Annotated in this window: 19 protein-coding genes and 1 pseudogene; 11 read left to right on the forward strand and 9 right to left on the reverse strand. The window is 39.2% G+C overall.

Going from position 1 to position 20158, the window contains the following annotated elements; genetic code table 11:
• Positions 1-199: 199 nt before the first annotated feature.
• Positions 200-778, reverse strand: coding sequence for a DUF3611 family protein (locus ACPZ3T_RS16120; protein ID WP_490270491.1), 579 nt, complete (start codon positions 776-778; stop codon positions 200-202).
• 842 nt (positions 779-1620) lie between these two features.
• On the opposite strand from ACPZ3T_RS16120, the gene ACPZ3T_RS16125 reads away from it, so the two are divergent.
• Both ACPZ3T_RS16125 and ACPZ3T_RS16130 read left to right on the forward strand, forming a co-directional pair.
• On the forward strand, positions 1621-1971 hold the full coding sequence (locus tag ACPZ3T_RS16125) for a PadR family transcriptional regulator (RefSeq protein ID WP_490270492.1): 351 nt from the start codon (positions 1621-1623) through the stop codon (positions 1969-1971).
• A gap of 156 nt (positions 1972-2127) precedes the next feature.
• Positions 2128-2658 (forward strand): cofactor assembly of complex C subunit B, encoded by a 531-nt coding sequence (locus ACPZ3T_RS16130; protein WP_490270493.1) that lies wholly within the window; start codon positions 2128-2130, stop codon positions 2656-2658.
• Between the two features lie 502 nt (positions 2659-3160).
• Here ACPZ3T_RS16130 and ACPZ3T_RS16135 read toward each other — a convergent pair.
• Positions 3161-3478 (reverse strand): DUF3155 domain-containing protein, encoded by a 318-nt coding sequence (locus ACPZ3T_RS16135; protein ID WP_103140917.1) that lies wholly within the window; start codon positions 3476-3478, stop codon positions 3161-3163.
• A 280-nt stretch (positions 3479-3758) separates the two neighbouring features.
• Here ACPZ3T_RS16135 and ACPZ3T_RS16140 point away from each other — a divergent pair, with 280 nt between their 5' ends.
• From ACPZ3T_RS16140 to ACPZ3T_RS16160, 5 genes are all read left to right on the forward strand, one after another.
• On the forward strand, positions 3759-5078 hold the full coding sequence (locus ACPZ3T_RS16140) for a GAF domain-containing sensor histidine kinase (RefSeq protein WP_490270494.1): 1320 nt from the start codon (positions 3759-3761) through the stop codon (positions 5076-5078).
• A 638-nt stretch (positions 5079-5716) separates the two neighbouring features.
• Positions 5717-6283, forward strand: a complete 567-nt coding sequence (locus ACPZ3T_RS16145) for a COP23 domain-containing protein (protein WP_490270495.1) — start codon at positions 5717-5719, stop codon at positions 6281-6283.
• A gap of 6 nt (positions 6284-6289) precedes the next feature.
• Positions 6290-7255, forward strand: coding sequence for a S1 family peptidase (locus tag ACPZ3T_RS16150; protein WP_490270496.1), 966 nt, complete (start codon positions 6290-6292; stop codon positions 7253-7255).
• An 11-nt stretch (positions 7256-7266) separates the two neighbouring features.
• On the forward strand, positions 7267-8880 hold the full coding sequence (locus tag ACPZ3T_RS16155) for a trypsin-like peptidase domain-containing protein (protein ID WP_490270497.1): 1614 nt from the start codon (positions 7267-7269) through the stop codon (positions 8878-8880).
• Between the two features lie 159 nt (positions 8881-9039).
• Positions 9040-9162, forward strand: a complete 123-nt coding sequence (locus ACPZ3T_RS16160) for a hypothetical protein (RefSeq protein ID WP_490270498.1) — start codon at positions 9040-9042, stop codon at positions 9160-9162.
• Between the two features lie 81 nt (positions 9163-9243).
• Here ACPZ3T_RS16160 and ACPZ3T_RS16165 read toward each other — a convergent pair whose 3' ends face one another.
• The 3 genes and pseudogenes from ACPZ3T_RS16165 to ACPZ3T_RS16175 all read right to left on the reverse strand — a co-directional run bounded on the left by ACPZ3T_RS16165 (position 9244) and on the right by ACPZ3T_RS16175 (position 11227).
• Complete coding sequence (locus ACPZ3T_RS16165) at positions 9244-9657, reverse strand: HEPN domain-containing protein (RefSeq protein ID WP_490270499.1); 414 nt, start codon at positions 9655-9657, stop codon at positions 9244-9246.
• Complete coding sequence (locus ACPZ3T_RS16170) at positions 9602-9979, reverse strand: nucleotidyltransferase domain-containing protein (RefSeq protein ID WP_490270500.1); 378 nt, start codon at positions 9977-9979, stop codon at positions 9602-9604. Before ACPZ3T_RS16170 ends, ACPZ3T_RS16165 begins: the two co-directional genes overlap by 56 nt.
• A 229-nt stretch (positions 9980-10208) precedes the next feature.
• Positions 10209-11227, reverse strand: a pseudogene (locus tag ACPZ3T_RS16175) (IS4 family transposase).
• A 102-nt stretch (positions 11228-11329) separates the two neighbouring features.
• Here ACPZ3T_RS16175 and ACPZ3T_RS16180 point away from each other — a divergent pair.
• Complete coding sequence (locus tag ACPZ3T_RS16180) at positions 11330-11623, forward strand: XisI protein (protein WP_490270501.1); 294 nt, start codon at positions 11330-11332, stop codon at positions 11621-11623.
• A gap of 227 nt (positions 11624-11850) precedes the next feature.
• Here the strand turns inward: ACPZ3T_RS16180 and ACPZ3T_RS16185 are convergent, their stop codons facing one another.
• On the reverse strand, positions 11851-13260 hold the full coding sequence (locus ACPZ3T_RS16185) for a protein kinase domain-containing protein (protein ID WP_490270502.1): 1410 nt from the start codon (positions 13258-13260) through the stop codon (positions 11851-11853).
• A 163-nt stretch (positions 13261-13423) separates the two neighbouring features.
• Here ACPZ3T_RS16185 and ACPZ3T_RS16190 point away from each other — a divergent pair, with 163 nt between their 5' ends.
• A complete protein-coding gene (locus tag ACPZ3T_RS16190; protein ID WP_490270503.1) occupies positions 13424-13579 on the forward strand; it encodes a hypothetical protein in 156 nt (51 codons plus the stop codon).
• On the opposite strand, the gene ACPZ3T_RS16195 is transcribed toward ACPZ3T_RS16190, so the two are convergent.
• Positions 13576-15429 carry a tetratricopeptide repeat protein gene (locus ACPZ3T_RS16195; RefSeq protein WP_490270504.1) on the reverse strand — a complete coding sequence of 618 codons (1854 nt, stop codon included), beginning with the start codon at positions 15427-15429 and terminating at the stop codon, positions 13576-13578. The genes ACPZ3T_RS16190 and ACPZ3T_RS16195 overlap by 4 nt on opposite strands.
• 185 nt (positions 15430-15614) lie before the next feature.
• The gene (locus ACPZ3T_RS16200; RefSeq protein WP_490277243.1) at positions 15615-16391 is read right to left on the reverse strand and encodes an ABC transporter permease; all 777 of its coding nucleotides are present in this window, start codon (positions 16389-16391) and stop codon (positions 15615-15617) included.
• Positions 16392-16809: 418 nt separating this feature from the next.
• Between ACPZ3T_RS16200 and ACPZ3T_RS16205 the strand changes: the two genes are divergently transcribed.
• The gene (locus tag ACPZ3T_RS16205) at positions 16810-17958 is read left to right on the forward strand and encodes a DegT/DnrJ/EryC1/StrS family aminotransferase (protein WP_490270505.1); all 1149 of its coding nucleotides are present in this window, start codon (positions 16810-16812) and stop codon (positions 17956-17958) included.
• 99 nt (positions 17959-18057) lie between these two features.
• Here ACPZ3T_RS16205 and ACPZ3T_RS16210 read toward each other — a convergent pair whose 3' ends face one another.
• Entirely contained in the window at positions 18058-18804 is a 747-nt protein-coding gene (locus ACPZ3T_RS16210) for a DUF561 domain-containing protein (protein WP_490270506.1), read from the reverse strand.
• A gap of 468 nt (positions 18805-19272) precedes the next feature.
• Between ACPZ3T_RS16210 and phnD the strand changes: the two genes are divergently transcribed.
• Positions 19273-20157 (forward strand): phosphate/phosphite/phosphonate ABC transporter substrate-binding protein, encoded by an 885-nt coding sequence (gene phnD, locus ACPZ3T_RS16215; RefSeq protein WP_490270507.1) that lies wholly within the window; start codon positions 19273-19275, stop codon positions 20155-20157.
• Position 20158: the final 1 nt, after the last annotated feature.

Genomic DNA, 20158 nt, shown 5'->3' on the forward strand with positions numbered 1-20158 from the left:
ATGGGGAATAGGTAGGTTGTGGATTTTGACTTTTAAATTTTGAATGACTTATACCAAATTTGGATAGGTAGCATTTTTTCGAGATTCTGGAACAGTCTAAGAATCTAGGCTTTTAATCCAAAATCCGTCTTGAAAAGTTTCCTACGGAGGGAAACCCCCCTACAGAACTTTCCGCAAAATCCAAAATCCAAAATTGGTATTATGAGCGGTTGATGCGGTTAAGTAACCATAGTGAACCTACTAACCCAGCAAAATGAGCTGATACTGTATTGATATTTGCCTGTACAACGAGCATATCTAAGCCACTAATGATTCTAGTAGGGTCAAAAAATTGCGTCGTGATGGCTTGGGGAGATATTGACCTAGCTACGAGTGTACCAACGATCGCCTGCGCTCCCAAAAGTGTTACTAGTGTCCCGGCTAAATTTACCCATAGTCCTAAGCGTAAAACTTGCACGCTCTCCACTTTCCGGGGACGATTACTAGGGTTAGATGACAGCAATTGATTGCCTATTCTGGTATAACGATAAGCCAAATATATACCGCCACCTAAGATTAATATTCCACAAACTGCTAAAAAAACACCGAAACTAGTGCCAGGATTATTACTGGGACTACCTGACCTTTGACTGAAAACAGCAAATAACAAGACAATAATCCCAGAAACTACACCTAGTACTAATTGAATCCAAAAGCTAATCCAACCTGTAAGGCGAAAAGTCTGGGCAATTGTGCGGAGATTAGAGGAAGAAGAGGGAGTATCGGAGTTTTGTGACATACTGAATCACCTACCTGCTAGACATTTACGGATTTTATTGGTGACTTACACACAGGTAACGGTAGTTCAAAGCCTAGGCTCAAGAATGTTAGCAATCAACGCTTTTGCACTTACACCCTCATACCTCTACCATTTTGGTGTCAGCCTTGCTAATACCACACTTACCAGATGAGATGCAACAATCTCAAGGTTAGACATCTGAGTGTGGCATATTTTTGAGGGAAGATCAGAAAATAAATTATCCCTGGGTCTGGGGTGTGGGGAAAAGAACCGTCCCGACTTGTCTGTGCTTTTAAGTATGGGGTTCACTACACCCCACACCCCCCCTACACCCTGTTCATGCACCCTAGATTTTGGAGATTTTTTGATCTGGAAGTCCCTAACCTGTCTAGAGGTTTTCGGCTGGTGACTATATCATTATTAGTTGTCTAACTTTTTGATGATTTGCAATAGGATATTAATTTTTTAACAAAGTATTGGTTAACTTTTACAGATTTACAGACAAAACGACATTTTAACTGTAAAATTTTTTCGATAGCATCTTACGTTTAAGCAGTTCTAACTAGATCGGCATTACTTAAAAGCAAGGTAGTGGTAAAACCCACTGTCTTGATTGCTCCTCACAACACTAATGAAAGCTAGGTGGGAGCGTTCTATTGTGACGCTCCTAAAACTTTTGTCATTTCCCGTGATTTTTGATCGTGGGTTCTCAATTTAATGTTTTCACTTAGGAACTTCTGCCTAGGTAGCTCTATATACTTACTCATACTAGAGTAGCAGCATATACTGGCTACAAAGATGTAGATTCCACCCTAAGGCATACTTTTAGCCATTTACAAATTATGAAAATTGAGGATATATATCAATTCTTTGAGAATCCTCCGCCAACTTATCTCTGCCAAGAACTAGCAATTTGTTACATTCTGGATGTGTTGTTACAAGGGGAATCCTACGGTACTGAGTTGATTCAAAAATTAGAAGAGGAATACCCGACTTATCGCCTTTCTGACACTGTTCTTTACAGTGCCATCAAATTTCTAGAAGACCATAATGCTATTGATGGGTATTGGAAAAAGTTGGAAGGTCGAGGCCGCCCTAGAAGGATGTATCAAATTTCTCCAGAATGGGAAGGACAAGCTGAGGATTTGGCTCGGCTTTGGCGAAATTACATAACTCTGAGGATAGGTAACTAATAACCCAAGTCGTTAACTAAGTAAATGTATGGGGATATAGAAGTGTTAGTTTTGGCAACTTTTATGCCCCCATATGCTTGAATTTGATAACATAAGACTGATATTTGATGGGGAAAAACATCCCCCACCATACACCTTTAAGACTGATAACTGATAATGGATACTGCTATATTGCCATCTACGTTGCTGCTAACCTTGTTATTATCAGTTGGGCTGCTCTTCTTTATTCGTGCTGCGACTAAAGACCGGACACAAACAGCACAGCTGATTTCTGAGCAAGCTGAAGCCGTCTTCATGCCGCAATTACAAGATTATTTTCACTCCCGTTCTTACCGAGTAGTAGAAGTAGATAAAGCACAGAACTTAGTGGCTTTTGAAGGGTTTGTTAAACCGAGTCTTTTTTTAGCTGTTTTTTTAACTCTGCTAGCTGCTGCTGGTTTCTTCTGTTTATCTCTGGTTCTCTCTTTGCTTGTCCCCCAAGTAGGGCTGTTATTTTTCGGACTTTTACTACTGTCACCGTTAAGTGGTCTTTTCTATTGGCAAAAAGCCGGGAGAATGGAAAAAGTTTTTCTCAAGCTCGAACCAAGTTTAAACAAGCCAGAATCTTCTAGTAAAATCACTGTGACAGCTCATCGTGACGAATTAGCTGAGTTACAGAAAAAATTGCACCTCAAGCCTAGCAATTGATTTTCGATGACTCTGATGACCTAAATGAAGGCAATAACTTGAATGTTGATAATTAATCGACAAGTGTTATTGCTGTTAATGCTAAATTACCCATCCCACATCAGGCTGTGTAAGTATCTTCTAACCGGATACACAATAGGGAATTAGGTATTAGAACTACTAGCACGCTACTGATTTTCTCTACAATATAATCCTGTAGGGAAAATCAGTATGTGTTGGCAGAGCTTTGTGGACAATCCAGAGGATAAAAGCACATCTTAACTCTCGCTTGGGGATGCTTTTTGCTCTATCCTGATTCCCTTGTGTATGCTAAGACCTAAAACAATTATCTAAAAACCAAAATTTTTGGTTTCTAGTTGATTGTCTATTGAATTGGTCTGGTTTTACTGGCAAATCAGTTACAAACTTAAAAAAATTGGAAACTTTGCATAAATTGATCTGTTTTGCCAGTTAAATGGTTGTCAGAAGTTGCACGCAACACGGTAAGATAACCATTTGTGACTCAGCGACTAGCCACAGCGACTTGTTCCAAACCTGCGGGAGATTCTAGTGTCCGCAGGCTAGGAAACAAGAAATGGTTTTCTTCTACATATTGTGCGCCAAACAGCCCTTTTTCTGCCCAGAAATAACGGTCTGTTGTGTGTTCGTTTCGCTTTACGAGTAGCAAAGCCGGTGGCAAGATACCTTCAGCTTGAATGAATTTTCTGGCTGCTGTCACAGGTTTCTCTTCGCCGCTTTCGATGCTATATTGAGGCACATGTTCTAAAATACGTCGTCCTTCTTGACGACGACGGCTTTTTCTTTTGCGTCTCCTTGCCAACCTATTTTCCTCCTCTTTCAAGCTATAGATTGTAGTGATAGCTACAAAATCCGTCGTAATTATATAAGTTCTAGTTCAAAAGATCAATAGTTTTTTAATTTTTGATACAGCGAAAATACTCTGATTGACAGTAAATTAATCCAGAGCGAAGAAATAAATAATCTCTTGGTGGAAACCATTACTGAAAATATTTAGTTAAGCTTGATGAAAAGATGGAGAAAAACAGAGTAATTTCTCTAATCTTATTTGAAATTCCGTGATCCTGAGCAAGAGCTGAAAAATGTTAATGTCTGCCAGTTCAGATTTTGTGGCTCTATGTCGAGAGCAAATAGCACTATTAACCCAAGGGCTGGGAGCATCTTTAAGCGTGGTTTATTTAACCCAAGAATTAGTGGAGTCGCCTACAGGTGAGACAAAACTAATTCCTGTAGTAGTTTACCCAGAAACAGCAATAATATTGCCAGGGGAGGAAATTATTGAGGCTACTGCACGCAAACAACTACAAACAGGAGATGTGTTAGCACTACCCCAGCAACCAGGAAGATTATTGACACCTGCACCAACTACGGAAACAGATCAAGGGGAAGCATCACCATTAGCAGAAGACTTGTTGTTGAGTGGGCATCAATTTGTCTTTCCCTTGATTCATGAGGGTGTGATGATGGGATTATTGGTGACGGGTAGAGACGATCGCGCCTGGAGTGAACAGGAACAAAATCAAATAGAAACCATTGGGCAAACATTAGCGATCGCTTGTATTTTGGATCAGCGTCGTGCTTGGTTACAACACCAACTGCATCAACAGCAAATTTTGCAAGAGCAACAGCGAGATTTGTTAGATAACTTATTACACCAGTTCCGTAACCCGCTAACAGCCTTACGCACCTTTGGCAAACTGTTATTAAAGCGATTGCGGCCAGGAGATCCAAATCGGGATGTAGGCGAAAATATAGTGAGAGAAAGCGATCGCCTCCAGGAATTACTGCAAAAATTTGATGAGGTGATCGACTGGACAAATGTTGATTCTGAACTGCTTTCACTCCCAGAAAATCAGGCATTTGTAGAAGCTACTGTACAAAAAGAACCTCAACCTGTATTATTATTACCAGGCACAGGAGAAAAAGTAACTGATTGTTCCTTGGTGGAATTATTAACACCATTGTTAGTTTCTGCTCAAGCGATCGCTCAAGAAAGAAATCTAGAATTAATATTAGAAGTGATTGAAGATTTACCATTAGTAAAAGCTAATGTCAAATCTTTGCAAGAAGTATTGAGTAATATCATTGATAATGCACTGAAATATACTCCTTCAGGGGGTAAGATTTATATTCAATTAGGACAAGAAAAAGCTAATTTTCAAGGCATAGCAATTAGTGATACTGGCCCTGGTATTCCACCAGAAGATTTAGCCCATTTAGGGGAAAGACATTATCGAGGAGTGCAAGCCCAAACAGATATTCCCGGCACAGGTTTAGGAATAGCGATCGCTAAACAATTAATCGAGCAAATGCAAGGACAAATAGAAGTTTTTAGTCCCGCTATCAATACAGCCAATGCACTAGGAACAACTGTGATGATTTGGTTGCCTATTAGTCAATAGTTAACGCCGTGTGCAACTTTCTCTCAAACCTAACCCCCAACCCCAACCCCTTGAAAGACTATCCATTATAAACATCTTTCTTAACATTTCGAGAGTATTAACTCACGTCTCTAGAACCCTGATTAGTTCGTTTTTCATTCTCAATAAAAACACTGTTTTAGCGAGAAGAATAAATGATGATTTGTCAAGTAGGCTTAAAGTTTCAGTCCTTAAGATGCTTATAGAGCAAGGGTTTTAAGATTTTAAAAAAAGATGTGGGTAACGCATAGATTAAAAAGGGGGATTTAGGGGGATCTACAAGTCTTAAATACAACACCAAAAAGTTTTCAGACATCCTCTAAAGTTCTCACTACAAACCTTTAATAAAACAAGAAGTGCGATCGCTCCTCATCTACCAATAAGCACTGACTTTCTTTATAATTTCTTTATCAAAAACCCTGATTTGTACCGAAATATTCTAATATCTTTCCGAAAATCGGTAACTTAAACTTGTAGCAACCCCTATAATAATACTTAAATTTAAATTGAAGCTTTAATTCTTACTCCCCTTCCCTTGTAGGGAAGGGGTTGGGGGTTAGGTCTCAAATACAGTTAAAAATAGCCAAAAAACATACTTTTATTCCTAATTGCTTAAATATATGCAACTAAGATCACTGAATCACAGAATAACAAGCACAGCAACATCCGCCATCATCTCAGCTGTAGCCGTGGGAATCACCATCACCACCAACAGCCAGCCAAGTGAAGCAAGAGGAAACAGATTTTTCTGCACACGGGAAGGTGGTGTACCTGTCACCAAAGTACGCACCTCACGGGGAAATCAAACGCTGATTCGTTGGGTTGTTAAGGACTTTAAAAAGTTCTCTCCAGCACAACGTTGTCGGATAGTCTCTGCCAGATTTCAACGCTACTACGATAACGGCGCACTTTTCATTACCAGCCGCGATAACTTTAACGGCTATCCAGTATTGTGTATTTCTAACCGCCGAGGCGCGCCTTGTACAACAGATAATATATTAGTCACCCTAAAACCTGGAACTGACACTGGTAGAGTTTTACAGCAAATGCTGAGTTTACGACGAGATGCAGGCGAATCAGTAGTTAATTTAAGTGGATGTCAAGCTTTTACTTATGACGAAGGTGATGTGTATGTTGATGTCAAGGAACTTTTAGACGGTAAAGAGTGTAGTTCATCGACTCCTTAATATTGCATGAACTGGCGGCTCAAACACAAAATTATTTATCTGGTGTGCTTGGTGATTTGTCTTGGTGGTGTTTCCTTTGCACTCTCAAAACAGCAGGGCATTTCTAGCGAGTCTACCAGAGTAGAGCGATCTAATCGCCTTTCTGTCGAGCAATTGCAAAAATTAGTTCAGGCTATCACCGTCAAAATTACCGCGTCAGAGTTCCTAGGTTCAGGAACTCTATTGCAACGCCAAGGTGAAACTTATACAGTTATTACTAATGCTCATGTTTTGAGAACCGCTAAACCACCCTATCAAATTCAGACACCAGATGGGCGTGTATATCAAGCTACTGTATTGCAGATTGCCAATTTGCAGCAGGATGATTTAGCCGTGTTGCAATTTCGTAGTCCCGATATAGTTTATCCAGTCGCTAACCTCCCTGATAAGTCTCCTTTGCAAGTCGGGGATGAGGTGTTTGTGGGTGGATTTATCGCCAATTTAGCAACTCAAAAGCAGTCTACCCTAACCAAAACTCAATTTGTCTTTACCTCTGGGAAAGTCACCCTATTGTTAGACAAAGCATTAGAGCAAGGCTACCAGATTGGTTACACCAATGATGTGCGTAAAGGGATGAGTGGCGCGCCATTGCTGAATATACATGGTGAAGTGGTGGGGATTAATAGCTTACATAAAGATCCCCTTTGGGAGACACCGGCAGTTTATCAAGATGGTTCGCAACCAGAACCGCACTTGCAAGAACTAATTACCCGTTCTAGTATGGCTGTACCGGTTACAAAAACTGAGTTTTCACAGTATCTAGAAAACCCCTCTCCAAACCTCTCCCCTACCAATGTAGAGACGTTTCATGAAACGTCTCTACATACTCCCCCTTCCCTACCAGGGAAGGGGGCTGGGGGGTTAGGTTTGGCGTTGACTTTTCCACATGACGTGAAAAGTCAGATTAAAAAAGAATTATTGCAAAATCATTAGGAGAATCAATTATGAGGGTGGCTGGTGTACTATCGGCATTATTATTGGGTACAGCAATAGTCATAGTGCAGCCAGTCGCTACAGCTTTGACACCCTCAGAAATAGCTAATATTGCTAAACAAATTACAGTCCGCATTGATGGCGCAAATACTGGCTCAGGGGTGATTATTGAGCGTCAAGGGAATGTTTATACTGTGGTGACAAACTGGCACGTAGTGCAACTCAAAGGTAACTACACAGTACAGACACCAGATGGTCAAAGATATACATTCAATAACAGCCAAGTAAAACGATTTCCTGGCGTTGATTTAGCTATATTTCAGTTCACTAGTAATCAAAATTACAGTGTCGCCGAAAAGGGTAATTCTGACCAAGTAACATTAGGTACAAATATTTCTGTAGCGGGGTATCCACAAGGAACATCAGACATTGATTTTCGTAGGGGTGCAATTTCCCGTCTGGTGTCAAAGCCCAAGGATGGTTATGCTTTTGTGTATGACATCGGTGGTTTTCCTGGGATGAGTGGGGGAGCGATACTCGATGAGCAGGGTAAGTTAGTCGGGATTCACGGACGTGCTACAACTCGTCCAGATACGAATGCTACTACTGTATTGGGGATTCCGTTGAGGACTTATTTAAGTCTTGCACCATCTGTGCAATCGGTGGTTACTGCATCATCAGCAGCTAAGTTTACTCTAGCGAGAACTCTGATTGGACATTCTCAAAAAGTGATTAAAAGTGGCGATTCTTCATGGATAGAAGGAACAGTTGGTTCAGTCGCCATAAGTCTAGATGGCAGAACTTTAGCTAGTGGTAGTTTGGACAAGACTATCAAAATCTGGAATATCGCCACAGGAAATGTAATTCGTACCCTCAATGGTCATTCTGATCCGGTTATCTCAGTCGCCATAAGTCCAGATGGCAGAACTTTAGCTAGTGGTAGTCATGACAAGACTATCAAAATCTGGAATATCGCCACAGGGCAAGAAATTCGTACTTTTAATGGTCATTCTAACCTGGTTTGGTCAGTCGCCATAAGTCCAGATGGCAGAACTTTAGCTAGTGGTAGTTGGGACGGGACTATGAGAGTCTGGAATATCCCCACAGGGAATGTAATTCGTACTCTCAAACGTCATTCTGAATTGGTTTCGTCTTGGGTTTCGTCAGTCGCCATAAGTCCAGATGGCAGAACTTTAGCTAGTGGTAGTGATGACAAGACTATCAGAGTCTGGAATATCGCCACAGGGCAGGAAATTCGTACTCTCAATGGTCATTCTAAGTGGGTTTGGTCAGTCGCCATAAGTCCAGATGGCAGAACTTTAGCTAGTGGTAGTTCTGACAAGACTATCAAAATCTGGAATATCGCCACAGGGCAAGAAATTCGTACCCTCAATGGTCATTCTGAGGTGGTTTGGTCAGTCGCCATAAGTCCAGATGGCAGAACTTTAGCTAGTGGTAGTTCTGACAAGACTATCAAAATCTGGAATATCGCCACAGGGCAAGAAATTCGTACCCTCAATGGTCATTCTAATGGGGTTTTCTCAGTCGCCTTTAGCCCAGATGGCAGAACTTTAGCTAGTGGTAGTGGTGACGCGACTATCAAAATTTGGCGGTTGTCTGATTAGCTATTCAATTTGAGATTTTAAATTTTATCCCAATTAAAGCAACCTTGTATTTTTAGATTTTCTAGTAATTTAATCAAAGCATACAATCAATTACATTTACTCTCGTATGGCTGTACCAATGAAACAAAAACTATTACAAAATCATCAGGAGAATCAATCATGAGGGTGGCTGGTGTACTATCTGGATTATTATTCGGTACAGCAATAGTATGTGTAGTGGCGTGGCAAGCCTTAAATGTTGCATTAAAAAAATCGATTTTATCCGCGTTTATCGGCGTTTAATTTTTTCCAATTTAATGCACTATTTTAGCCTTGCCACGCCACTACATAAAAATATGCCAGTTGCGTAAGTTCTATTGTATTTTATGATTTTCCAGTAATCTCATTAGGCATAGAATCAATTACATTTTGATAAACTTCCATAGCCAATTTATAAGCTTTTTTTAATTCTCCAGGTGTAGGAAGAAAATCTTCCATTGCTTCCATCGGATACCGATATGTTTGGTTGTATTGACTTAGATATCCTGCCTCTTTTAAAAGATTCGCAAATTCTGGCTTAAATTGAGAAGCTAATTTAACTAAAGTATTAATATTATGAGTATCTCCTGGCTCTGTATCATGGAAAACAAGAAATCCCTTGAGAGCTTTTTCTGCTCCTTGCTGACAATGATAGATAGCTATATCCGGTAATTCTTGAGCTAATTTCTGAGCCGCATTCAAGTCACGTTGGGCTTTTTTCAGCCAAAACTGGATCAGAATGCGTTTTGCCTTGTCCATAAAGTAACTTACCTGCTGTTAAAATTTTTCTAGTCAGAGATGCGGGGACATTTTTAAATGTTTCTACATCGTTTCTAGTTTTAATGAGAATATCGACATCAATCATTAAATCATCAAGAGCATTAATCGCTTGCACTCCCCACTCAATCCGGTCAAAGTTCGGTATATCATTTGATACAATAATACATAAATCTAAATCACTATATTGGTGAGGCATTCCCCAAGCATAAGAACCAAATAGGATAATTTCTTCAGGGTTTAGTAGCTCTACCAATCGTCGGATAATTTCTGCAATTATTGAGTTGTTGATTGGAGTCATCATAAAAAAGCCTCTCCTGTACACTCAGATAAAAAGGTACAAGCTAATATTATTATACTTACAAACCTTAACGATTTCAAGAATTTCAATTAAAGCTAGTGATTTACGATACTGAAAATGAGGAGATCGTAAGATGGATAAGTTAGAAAAATATAGGGAATACCAGAAACGTTGAATGTTGATACAAAACTTTACATAGTTGATTATACTAAGTCTACAAAGCGTGAAATTGTCAACATGACATCATCTCCTCAAACCAATGAACATAGCTAATTTTCTGACACATACAAGACTGAATATAGCGAATTTTATCTAATAGTGTGTTTCCCCATTGTTCAGGAATACATGAAAGCTGTAAAATGAGATAAGCGATCAAACTCACATAGATTTGTATCGTGATGCCATTGACGTTTTTGGTAATTAATTTGTCGAGTTTTAAGTGCATTTTTAAAAACTTCCATAACAATTCCACTCCCCAACGCAATCGATAAATATCTCTGATTTCATCATCACTGACTGCGGCTTCTCCTGAGCCAGGTAAATTAGTGACTAAACGAAACTCAGTTTTCGTTTCTAAATCACAAAAGCTAACGACCCTATAGGCTTGAGCATCATCAGATGCACCAACTTTAACTAAGCCGGTTGATTCTTCAAATTCTAGCTTCCAATTATTCTTTATTCGCAGAACAAAATATTTTTTCTCCTGAACTAATTCTTTGATAAATTTCAATCCAGCAAAACCTCTATCCATTACGCCTACAGCATCTGTTGGCAAATTCGATATCATTCTTGAACCGAATTTATAATCATGTTTATGCCCAAAGTTTATCAGGTTATCTGATGGCGTTCCTGTCGCTAAGTTCAGCGAACTAAAAAGTTTTACTTGGTGATGACCTAGCACCCATAGCAACTTACTTGTCAACGTAATAATTGTCGAATCAATTGGACAAATAGCATATCGTGCAATTTTTTGTGCGTTTTACTTTGTACTAACTCATTCAATTTTTTATAGATTTCTTGGAATGGTTTTTGACTTCGATGCAAGTTAGCTTTGGAAAAAGTAGAAATATCTACTTCAAAACCTGTATTATTCAGTCTCTTAAATAAATCTCGCATACTTGTGAGGCTATTATCCAATACATAAGATAGCCAACACTCAAAGAACAGACGGCTGTTCAATACTGGATAATCTTTTTTTGGCAGATCACTCAGGATATCTTTGACAATCCTGGGAAATGATTTTATAATCATTATCAAACTAAAATATTTTAACTATTCGCCCAAATATTACCAAATTTTGGGCTATTTTTATCAGCTTTTTCTTAACGTTCAACACTTCTGATTCAACAACTTTTGACAAAATATGGTAGTTATAAACTTTCTTATGGTGATGTAGAAGTAGAACAAATATTTGATACTGTGCGTGACCATTATCAAATTGTTTATGTAGGTTGGGAAAATAAACGTCGTGTTTATGGTTGTTCAATACACATTGATATCAAAAATGAAAAAATTTGGATTCAATGGAATGGAACTGAGATAAATATTACGGAAGAATTAGTGGCGATGGGTGTTCCCAAACAAGATATTGTCATAGGATTTCATTCACCTTATAAAAGACAATTTACGGATTTTGCTGTGGGTTAAGAAGTAAAGAAGTAATAAGTAATAAGTAAAATAAAGTTAAGTTTTTTTGTCATTTTCTGTTATTTTAAATGACTGAATCATCTTTTCCGCAGAGAAGTAGAAGTAGGTTGGGTTGACGTAAGGAAACCCAACACCAATATTTATGTTGAGTTTTCGAGATTTATGTTGGGTTGTGCTGCGCTTAACCCAACCTACCTGCTACCTGCTTGCGTTCACCCAATAATAATTCATTCTGCTTTAATTTCAAATGAATTAATCATTTCCTCTACAACATCTAAATACTTGTTATATTCTTTCTCTTCTGCTGTATAAGTGATAAAGTAAGCCTTACCATTTCTGAGTGTACCGATTTCCATTGCTTGCAGCTTACATTCCCCATCTTGGCGAGTATAATTTAATTTATAAGCCGGAAATTTTGATAGTGTTGTTGATAGTTGAGAAGCATCTGTAACTTGTTGATTAGGATTATTTCTTTGAATTTGTTTTAACGCATCGTTTTTAAATTCTTCCAGAGATAACAATTTTCCAGGTAGTTCATGACTATTGATCACAACTTCTAAAATACATTTATTTTGCTGAGTCTGATTTTTCGGGACAAATCTAATCACCTCATCCTCAAAATCTCCACCAGGAGGTTTAATTGGTTGCCAGTCGTCTGAAGGATATTTAATTTTAATACCAGAATTTATACTATCATAAGTTGTAAATATAGGTTTTGGTTTATTAAATTGAGAGAAAATCCAGAAAATTACAGGTGTAATTAATACTAATAAACTCACAGCAAACCATAATTTTTTCGGTGAAAATTTACGAGATAAAACTTTTATAGCCTGCAATACTTCATTAGCTGATTGATAACGCTGACGGTAGTCATAGCGCACCATTTTATCAATTATATTTGCTAGTTTAGAACTAACTTGAGCATGATTGCGCCAGACAATTTCCCCAGTTTGTGAATCTATCGCAAAACCTCTAGGGTAGGGATTTATTCCTGTTAAAGCTTCGATGGCGATAATTCCTACTGCATAAATATCACTCTGGAAAGTAGGTTTACCATTGGTTTGTTCACTGGGTATATAACCAAGAGTACCAACAGCAACAGTTATACTTGTTTTTCCTTGAGCATTAACAAACTGAGTGGTAACTTCTTTAACTGCACCAAAATCAATTAAAACAATTTTGCCATCAGATTTTCTGCGGCGAATATTTGAGGGTTTGAGATCCCGATGAATTAAATTCTGTTGATGAACAAAAGTTAAGACTTCTAAAATATCTTGTAAAAGTTGAATTACGATCGGTTCACTGAGTTTTTGACCTGAGATTAATTCTTGAGTTAAATCGTGACCTTCTATATATTCTTGTACTATATAAAATTGTTGTTTTTCTTCAAAGAATGCCAAAAGCCGGGGAATTTGGTCATGTTTTCCTAACTTTTCGAGTTTTTCGGCTTCGGTGTCAAACAATCTTTTGGCATTTGTCAAAGTATATGGGTCAGTAGACATCGGTTTAAATTGCTTGACGATACACTGAGGATTCCCTGGTCTTCCTGTGTCAATAGCTGTGTAGGTAATGCCAAATCCACCTTGACCAAGTTGTGCTGTAATTTGGTAGCGTCCACCGAGAATTTGACCTATCATCCCAGTCACCAATGTTTTCTAGAAATTTTATACCATATATGGGCATGGGGCATTAAGGCAGGCTGTTGACTGGTGAACGAAGTTAAATGAGTAATAAGTAATGAGTAATGAGTAATAAGTAATGAGTAATGAGTAATGAGTAATAAGTAATGAGTGATGAGTGATGAGTAATACTAAAAAACGCGAAAAATGGCTTTTCTTAGTGCAAGTTTTACTCAACTCGGAAAGGAAAGGATTGTGTATGAATTTTGCACCCCTGAAAAGCTACAAAGTCAACACCCTAGAATTAAGGTGTTTATGGCTTTTGGGAATTTATTAAGATGTTAAGTCAATGTCTTCTTGGTATTTTATGAGTAATTTGGGAATGTAATCATACCCGTCTATGCCGATGATGGCTATGATTTTGGGGCGGTGTTGTTGTAATAAGTTTTGGAAATTATCTACACCTATTTGTCCTTGTAAGATTATTAATAATCTTGCTGGTTGTCGCCATTCGTTTGAGGCTATTTGCTCTAGGAGATACATTCCTAGAGAACCAGTGTAAACGGCTTTTTCAAAATTTTGTAGTTGATAATAAGCTTCGGCTAGATTAGCTAAATTCCTGCCTTGGAGATATAAATCACCGGAAATTTGGGCTGTTTTAAAACCTTCTTCTAGATATTTAATGGCATTTTGTGGTTCTTGAATGACTAAATATGCTATGCCTAAACTACTTAGACATAGGGCTTTACTTTGAATATCGCCTAATTTTTCTGATAACTTTAATCCTTGTTCTAGATAGTTAATTGCCATTTCATAGGTTTCTGGTTCGGCTTGTTCCAGTTGTTGCGCTTGCATGACTTCGCTGTAACCTAAGTTCACTAGAGCGTTGGCTTCTCCTGTTCTGTCGCCTGCTTGTCTACTTAACATTAAGGCTCTTTGGCTATTATTAATAGCCTCAGAATAATTCTGCTCTTGTACGTAAGTCCGGCTGAGGTGATTGAGGTTGGCAATTTCACAGGGGCGATCGCCTGCGTTTCTGGCAATTTCTAATGCTTGCTCGTGAAACTGTATAGAACGCTGATATTGACCTAAACCACGCTGAGAATATCCTAATAGTGTTAAAATTCGCGCTTTTTCCTGGGTTCGCTCTACTTTGCGTAAGGGTTCATCTAAATAATCTAGAGCGTCGCGTAAATAACTACCAGAAAAGGAAGCGAAAATCCCACCATATAGGGGAAAATAGGAACGTTGAGCGAAGGTGCGTAAAATTTGGAGCATGATTTGTGATGCGCCATTACTGTACACTGTCTGACTTTGGAAACCGCTTGCCAACTGACTCCAAATGACGGCAAAGGTTAAAAAAGTAGAAATCGACAGTTTTGAACCGGCTTGAATGTTGTATGGTTGTTGGTCAAACCAACTTACTAAACCCCGTTGTAAATACTGCAAAATTAAGGCTATTTCTACCCAATCACTCAAGCTAATAGTGCTGTGTTGTTGAGCAAAAGGAATGGCAGATTGTTCTACCGCTAAGGTGCGTAATAATGTTTGCGGTAACTCACTATTAACTTTTTTCGCCCAAGTAGCCCAAGGGCCAGTTTCTCCCGGTACACCACCAAAACCCAAAGCTTGATTCTGCTCATACATCCAGCTAACTAAATGTTCTTGTAACCTTTGCCAAGCTCCTAATCCACGGGTAATTCCTTGGGATATCTGCCCTACATCTTCACTAAACTGGGCAAATTGTTGCAATGATTTGGATAGTTGCTGTAGTTGGGCTGTATTAAGTGGTTCTTTGAGGTTGGGATCAATGAGACGTAAAAATGTGGCTAGACGTTCATCTGTGGCGGCTGTAGTAATTTGTTGAGATGCAGAGGCGATCGCTTCCGTGGCTTTATTTTGTTCTCTATATCTTTGCCATTGGGTTTGAATTGTCTTAATTGCCCGTAAACTCCGGTTAGCCTTGGCTTTTTTCGCTTCATCTGGTTCGCTATCTACCTGAGTTTGGATAGTATTGAGGCGATCGCTCAAACCTAACTCAAAGATTTCTCCCGTACCTGCCAAGATATTTTTTTGCAGCATTTGATACACCATCTCCACAGAGCTAATTTTCCCTTGGAGGGTGAGTTGGACAATTTCATCAATCAGGGCGAGATAGCGATCACGCAATGGCAATGAGTCAGACACTTTAGTTAATAGAGAACTTCACGTCACTTCCCATTTTAGTGTGAGGCGAGGTACTGACACCAATTCCCGATAGAATATCCCCGCATTATTTTGGGATATAGCGACTCATCTTCAGAAAATCTCCGCGTGCCTCTGCGCTCAACTTTGCGTACCTCTGCGTTTAAAAATACCCAGTCCCCAATCCCTCACCTTACCAACTGTGCGGCAGAATTAAAGAACTGACGACATAATCCTTTAGTAATTAAAACTGTGGTGAGTAAATTGGCGAAAGCCACCATAAAAATAATCAAAATTTCATAGGATACAGCCTCTAGTGGTGTAATACCAGCTAATAACTGTCCGGTGGTGATTCCGGGGATTGCTACCATCCCTACCAAAATCATCTGGTTGATTGTCGGTAGTAAAGCGGCGCGGATGGCTTCTTTGCGGTATTGGTTGGTGGCTTGTTGGGGAGTAGCACCTAAACTTAAATGGGTTTCAATTTCGTTGGGAAAGGTATTCATACTATTAACTAGACGTTCCCCAGCGATCGCAGCTGCATTCATCCCATTTCCTAACATAATCCCCGCCAGGGGAATAATATAACGCGGTTCGTACCACTTATCTGGTTGAATGATTAAGAAGTTGGTGTAAACCAGTGTCATCAGGGTACTCACAAAAATTGCACCCCAAACCAACGGTAATACACCAGGAATCTTTTGACTGATGCGATTTCGTGCGACAATCGCCGTAATCGTCAGCATTACCACTAAAATCACCAAAACCGCCCAAGGATTGCCCAAAGCAAAGATGAAGTCTAAAATATATCCCAAAACAGCTAATTGTAGGATAGTTCTACCTGTAGCGATCGCTAAATTTAACTCTAGTCCCAATCTTTCCCAAGCAGATATCCCAACAGCGATCGCCATCAATCCTACAGCGATCGCTAAATCTACCAAATCTAACTTGATTAAATCTTGCATGGGTTTTTTCTTAGGGGTATAGGGGTATAGGGGTGTAGGGGTGTAGGGGTGTAAGGGGTAAGGGTGTAGGGGTGTAGGGGTATAGGGGTGTAGGGGTGTAGGGGTGTAGGGAGAGAAAGATACAATCCCCAGTCCCCAGTCCCCAGTCCCCAGTCCCCAGTCCCCAGTCCCCAATCCCCAATCCCCAATACCCAATGCCCAATGCCCAATGCCCCATGCCCAAAATAGTCAGTTTACAAACAGGCACTCACAATTTACCACTGTTGCACGTTTTACCCATAGAATTATTCCGGTAATAACTCTTGATTAATACGTATCTCAGGCGACAGTCTTGACAAGCTTTTTAAGAAGAAATTCTATTAGCAAGAATTGACAGTCGAGATGTATTCTTTGTATCTTCAGACTAAAATGAAAACTTATGATCCAGAGCATAAATTCTGTACCTGCTTTTGATATCAAGCAACAATACACTGCCCTAGAAGCCGAAGTTAGTGCGGCTGTTGTCGAGGTTTTAGCTTCTGGCCGCTATATTGGCGGCCCTTCAGTGCAAGGTTTTGAACAGCAGTTTGCTAGCTATCATGGTGTAAGTGATTGTGTCGCCTGTAACTCTGGTACTGATGCGTTATATTTAGCACTACGCGCCTTAGAGATTGGCGCAGGTGATGAAGTCATTACCACACCTTTTACATTTGTCGCTACAGTAGAAGTCATCATTGCTGTTGGTGCAAAGCCAGTTTTTGTAGATATAGATGCGACAACATTTAATCTAAATTTACAGGAAGTTGCAGCAGCGATTACACCCCAAACTAAAGCGATTATCCCAGTGCATTTATTTGGACAGCCTGTGGATATGACAGAATTAATGGCGATCGCACAATCTCATAATATAGCTGTGATTGAAGATTGCGCCCAATCTACAGGCGCAATGTGGGATGGTAAAAAAGTCGGTAGTATAGGACATTTTGGTTGCTTTAGTTTCTACCCTACCAAAAACTTAGGGGCTTGCGGTGATGGCGGAGCAGTTACCACCAATGATCCAGAGTTGGCGGCTAAGGTAAGGATTATTAAAGAGCATGGGCAAAAAAATCGCTATCAATATGAGGAAATTGGCGTAAATAGTCGCTTAGATGCTATACAAGCGGTAATATTGCAGATTAAACTGCGTTATCTGGATAAATGGAATCAACAACGTCAGGCGATCGCAACCTATTATCAACAATTTCTCAGTCAAATTCCTGGTATTATTGCACCTCAAGCCTTAGAAGGTGGTGTGAGTGTGTGGAATCAATATACTATCCGCGTGTTAGGTGAGGGACAAAACCAAACTACAGCTACACACCGCGACGCAGTACGCAACCAACTGCAAGAGAAAGGAGTAGGTTCAATGGTTTACTATCCCTATCCTTTACACTTACAACCAGCCTATCAACATCTTGGTTATCAGCCAGGACAATTACCAGTCACAGAGCAAATTTGTCATGAGGTGTTATCTTTACCCATGTTTCCTGAACTGACAACCCAGCAGCAAGACAAAGTAATTTATGCTTTGAAAGATATTATGTCTTAGGGCATGGGGCATGGGGCATGGGGCATGGGGCATGGGGCATTGGGGAGTGGAGAAGTTAATTTACTCACCACTCCTGAGTCAAAAGTCAAAAGTCAACAGTTAACAGTCAACAGTTAATCTAGTATTAGCCAAAGCTTCGACTAAACCGCGTACAGCAGCAATCATGGCGACTTCGCTGTTGAGTTGATTGATAGCAGAACCGACACCAACACCAGCCGCACCAGATGCGATCGCTAATGGTGCGGTAACGTTAGAGATACCAGACGCGCACAATACTGGTACAGATACAGCACGAGAAATTTCATAAGCTGCGGCTAAGGTGGGAGCAGCTTTTTCAATTAATCCCAAGCTTCCAGAGTGAGATGGCTGGCTGCTAGTACCGCCTTCGGTTTGGATAATATCTGCACCAGCTTTCACTAATTCTTCAGCTAGTTGTACTTGTTGGTCTAGTTCTAGGATATGGGGAACAGTGACAGATAGGGTAATTTCTGGTAATACAGCACGGGTTTGATGTGTGAGTGCTAATACTTCCTCGGCTTCAAATCTGCGTCCTTGGGCGTAAAAACTATCAAAGTTACCGATTTCAATTAAATCTGCCCCCGCAGCGACGGCTGAAACAAATTTTTCTGGTTCTACGGCAGAAACGCAAACAGGTAAGTTAATTAATTTTTTGGCTAGCTGTACTAAAACAGGATCAGCTGCAATATCTACAAAAGTTGCACCACCAAGTTCAGCTGCTTTGACAACGGCTGCGACATGATCAGCGTCAAAGTTGTTCAAACCGCTAATCACTTTCAGAACACGGCGGTTAGTAAATGCACTTTGCAGTGTAGAAGGCATTGCCATAATTGTAATCTTGAAGCTACGAAAATAACGTCTATTTTACCCCTACTCTCACGATGACAGGACTATTTTCTTGTGAAAATCAGTAAAAAGTTACTCATATTTATAGTAGTAGCGGGACTCTGTGCTACTAGCTCAGGGAATAATGTGTGACTTAAGATACAATTTGCTGTGAATATTCCGCGAATCACAATATAAGTATTCAATCTTTACGGGAGTAAAACTCATCACAACATATAGTAAGTTCTATGATAATTTCTTAGAAATTGCCTGTTGATTTTTATAGTATTGATTAATTCACATTCAAGAAACTAGATGATTATTCTGGGATTTCAATAACCTTGTCTTAACCTATATTTCTAATCATTACTAAAGCTATTTTCCGTAGTATCACAGAAGTTTTTAGTATAATTCAGACTTAGAATTTATGTTGTCTAAATAAAACAATTATAGTTGCATAAAATTTAAATCATGAGACGACGGCATTTAATTAAGTCTTCATTATTATTTATTGCCGGATGTACAGCCAGTACAAATGCTAATATTAATAGTTCATCCTCAAATGTACCAAAATCTTTAAAATTGGCGGTAACAGATGTAACTGGAATTGATGATTTAACAAGAGATTTTGGTGCATTCAGCAATGTTTTAGCAGAAGTATTAGGTATTAAAATAGAATTATTTCCAGTAGAAAACCCCACTGCCGCCGCACCAGCCTTACTATCAGGAAATTTAGATATTGCCTTTGCTGGGCCTTCAGAGTATTTAATTTTAAAATCTAGAGCTAAAGCAATTCCTGTAATTAGCGTTAAACGTAAAAATTACCATGCTATTTTTGTGGTGCGTAGAGATAGCAATATTAAAACATTAGCTCAATTAAATGGCAAAAAAATTGCTATGCGTAAGATCGGTTCTACTTCTGGACATATTGCACCTATCGGTTTACTAATGGAAGCAGGATTAGATCCAAAAACTGATTTTGAAGTAATTATGTTAGATAACAAAGGAGGAAAAGCATTAAAAACAGGTGAAGTAGATGCTTGGAATATTTCCTCTGATAGATACCAAAATGTTTTAGAATCTGAAGGTTTATCACCGCAGGATTTTAAAATTATTTTTAGAGGTGCAGAACTTCCTAGTGATATATTTGTTGCTAGTAATCAATTAGCATCGAGCTTCATAGAAACATTGCGATCGCAGATGCTTAAACATCAAGATAAACTCATTCAAAGTATGCTAATATCTTCCGCAAACCGTAAGTATGTCGGCAGTCAAATGTTAACAGCTAATGATGCTGACTATGATATGATTCGTGAAGTCTATAAAAGAATTGGACAAGATAGTTTTCTAAAATAGG

This window comes from Aliinostoc maniaoense, assembly GCF_058172895.1.

What these genes read in the sequence shown, in the direction of transcription:
- ACPZ3T_RS16155 (WP_490270497.1), top strand. Translation starts at nt 7,267, where the DNA reads ATGAGGGTGGCTGGTGTACTATCGGCATTATTATTGGGTACAGCAATA.
- ACPZ3T_RS16125 (WP_490270492.1), top strand. Translation starts at nt 1,621, where the DNA reads ATGAAAATTGAGGATATATATCAATTCTTTGAGAATCCTCCGCCAACT.
- ACPZ3T_RS16140 (WP_490270494.1), top strand. Translation starts at nt 3,759, where the DNA reads ATGTTAATGTCTGCCAGTTCAGATTTTGTGGCTCTATGTCGAGAGCAA.
- ACPZ3T_RS16170 (WP_490270500.1), bottom strand. Translation starts at nt 9,979, where the DNA reads ATGATGACTCCAATCAACAACTCAATAATTGCAGAAATTATCCGACGA.
- ACPZ3T_RS16165 (WP_490270499.1), bottom strand. Translation starts at nt 9,657, where the DNA reads ATGGACAAGGCAAAACGCATTCTGATCCAGTTTTGGCTGAAAAAAGCC.
- ACPZ3T_RS16205 (WP_490270505.1), top strand. Translation starts at nt 16,810, where the DNA reads ATGATCCAGAGCATAAATTCTGTACCTGCTTTTGATATCAAGCAACAA.
- ACPZ3T_RS16130 (WP_490270493.1), top strand. Translation starts at nt 2,128, where the DNA reads ATGGATACTGCTATATTGCCATCTACGTTGCTGCTAACCTTGTTATTA.
- ACPZ3T_RS16160 (WP_490270498.1), top strand. Translation starts at nt 9,040, where the DNA reads ATGAGGGTGGCTGGTGTACTATCTGGATTATTATTCGGTACAGCAATA.
- ACPZ3T_RS16200 (WP_490277243.1), bottom strand. Translation starts at nt 16,391, where the DNA reads ATGCAAGATTTAATCAAGTTAGATTTGGTAGATTTAGCGATCGCTGTA.
- ACPZ3T_RS16190 (WP_490270503.1), top strand. Translation starts at nt 13,424, where the DNA reads ATGAGTAATACTAAAAAACGCGAAAAATGGCTTTTCTTAGTGCAAGTT.
- ACPZ3T_RS16145 (WP_490270495.1), top strand. Translation starts at nt 5,717, where the DNA reads ATGCAACTAAGATCACTGAATCACAGAATAACAAGCACAGCAACATCC.
- ACPZ3T_RS16150 (WP_490270496.1), top strand. Translation starts at nt 6,290, where the DNA reads ATGAACTGGCGGCTCAAACACAAAATTATTTATCTGGTGTGCTTGGTG.
- phnD (WP_490270507.1), top strand. Translation starts at nt 19,273, where the DNA reads ATGAGACGACGGCATTTAATTAAGTCTTCATTATTATTTATTGCCGGA.
- ACPZ3T_RS16210 (WP_490270506.1), bottom strand. Translation starts at nt 18,804, where the DNA reads ATGGCAATGCCTTCTACACTGCAAAGTGCATTTACTAACCGCCGTGTT.
- ACPZ3T_RS16120 (WP_490270491.1), bottom strand. Translation starts at nt 778, where the DNA reads ATGTCACAAAACTCCGATACTCCCTCTTCTTCCTCTAATCTCCGCACA.
- ACPZ3T_RS16185 (WP_490270502.1), bottom strand. Translation starts at nt 13,260, where the DNA reads ATGATAGGTCAAATTCTCGGTGGACGCTACCAAATTACAGCACAACTT.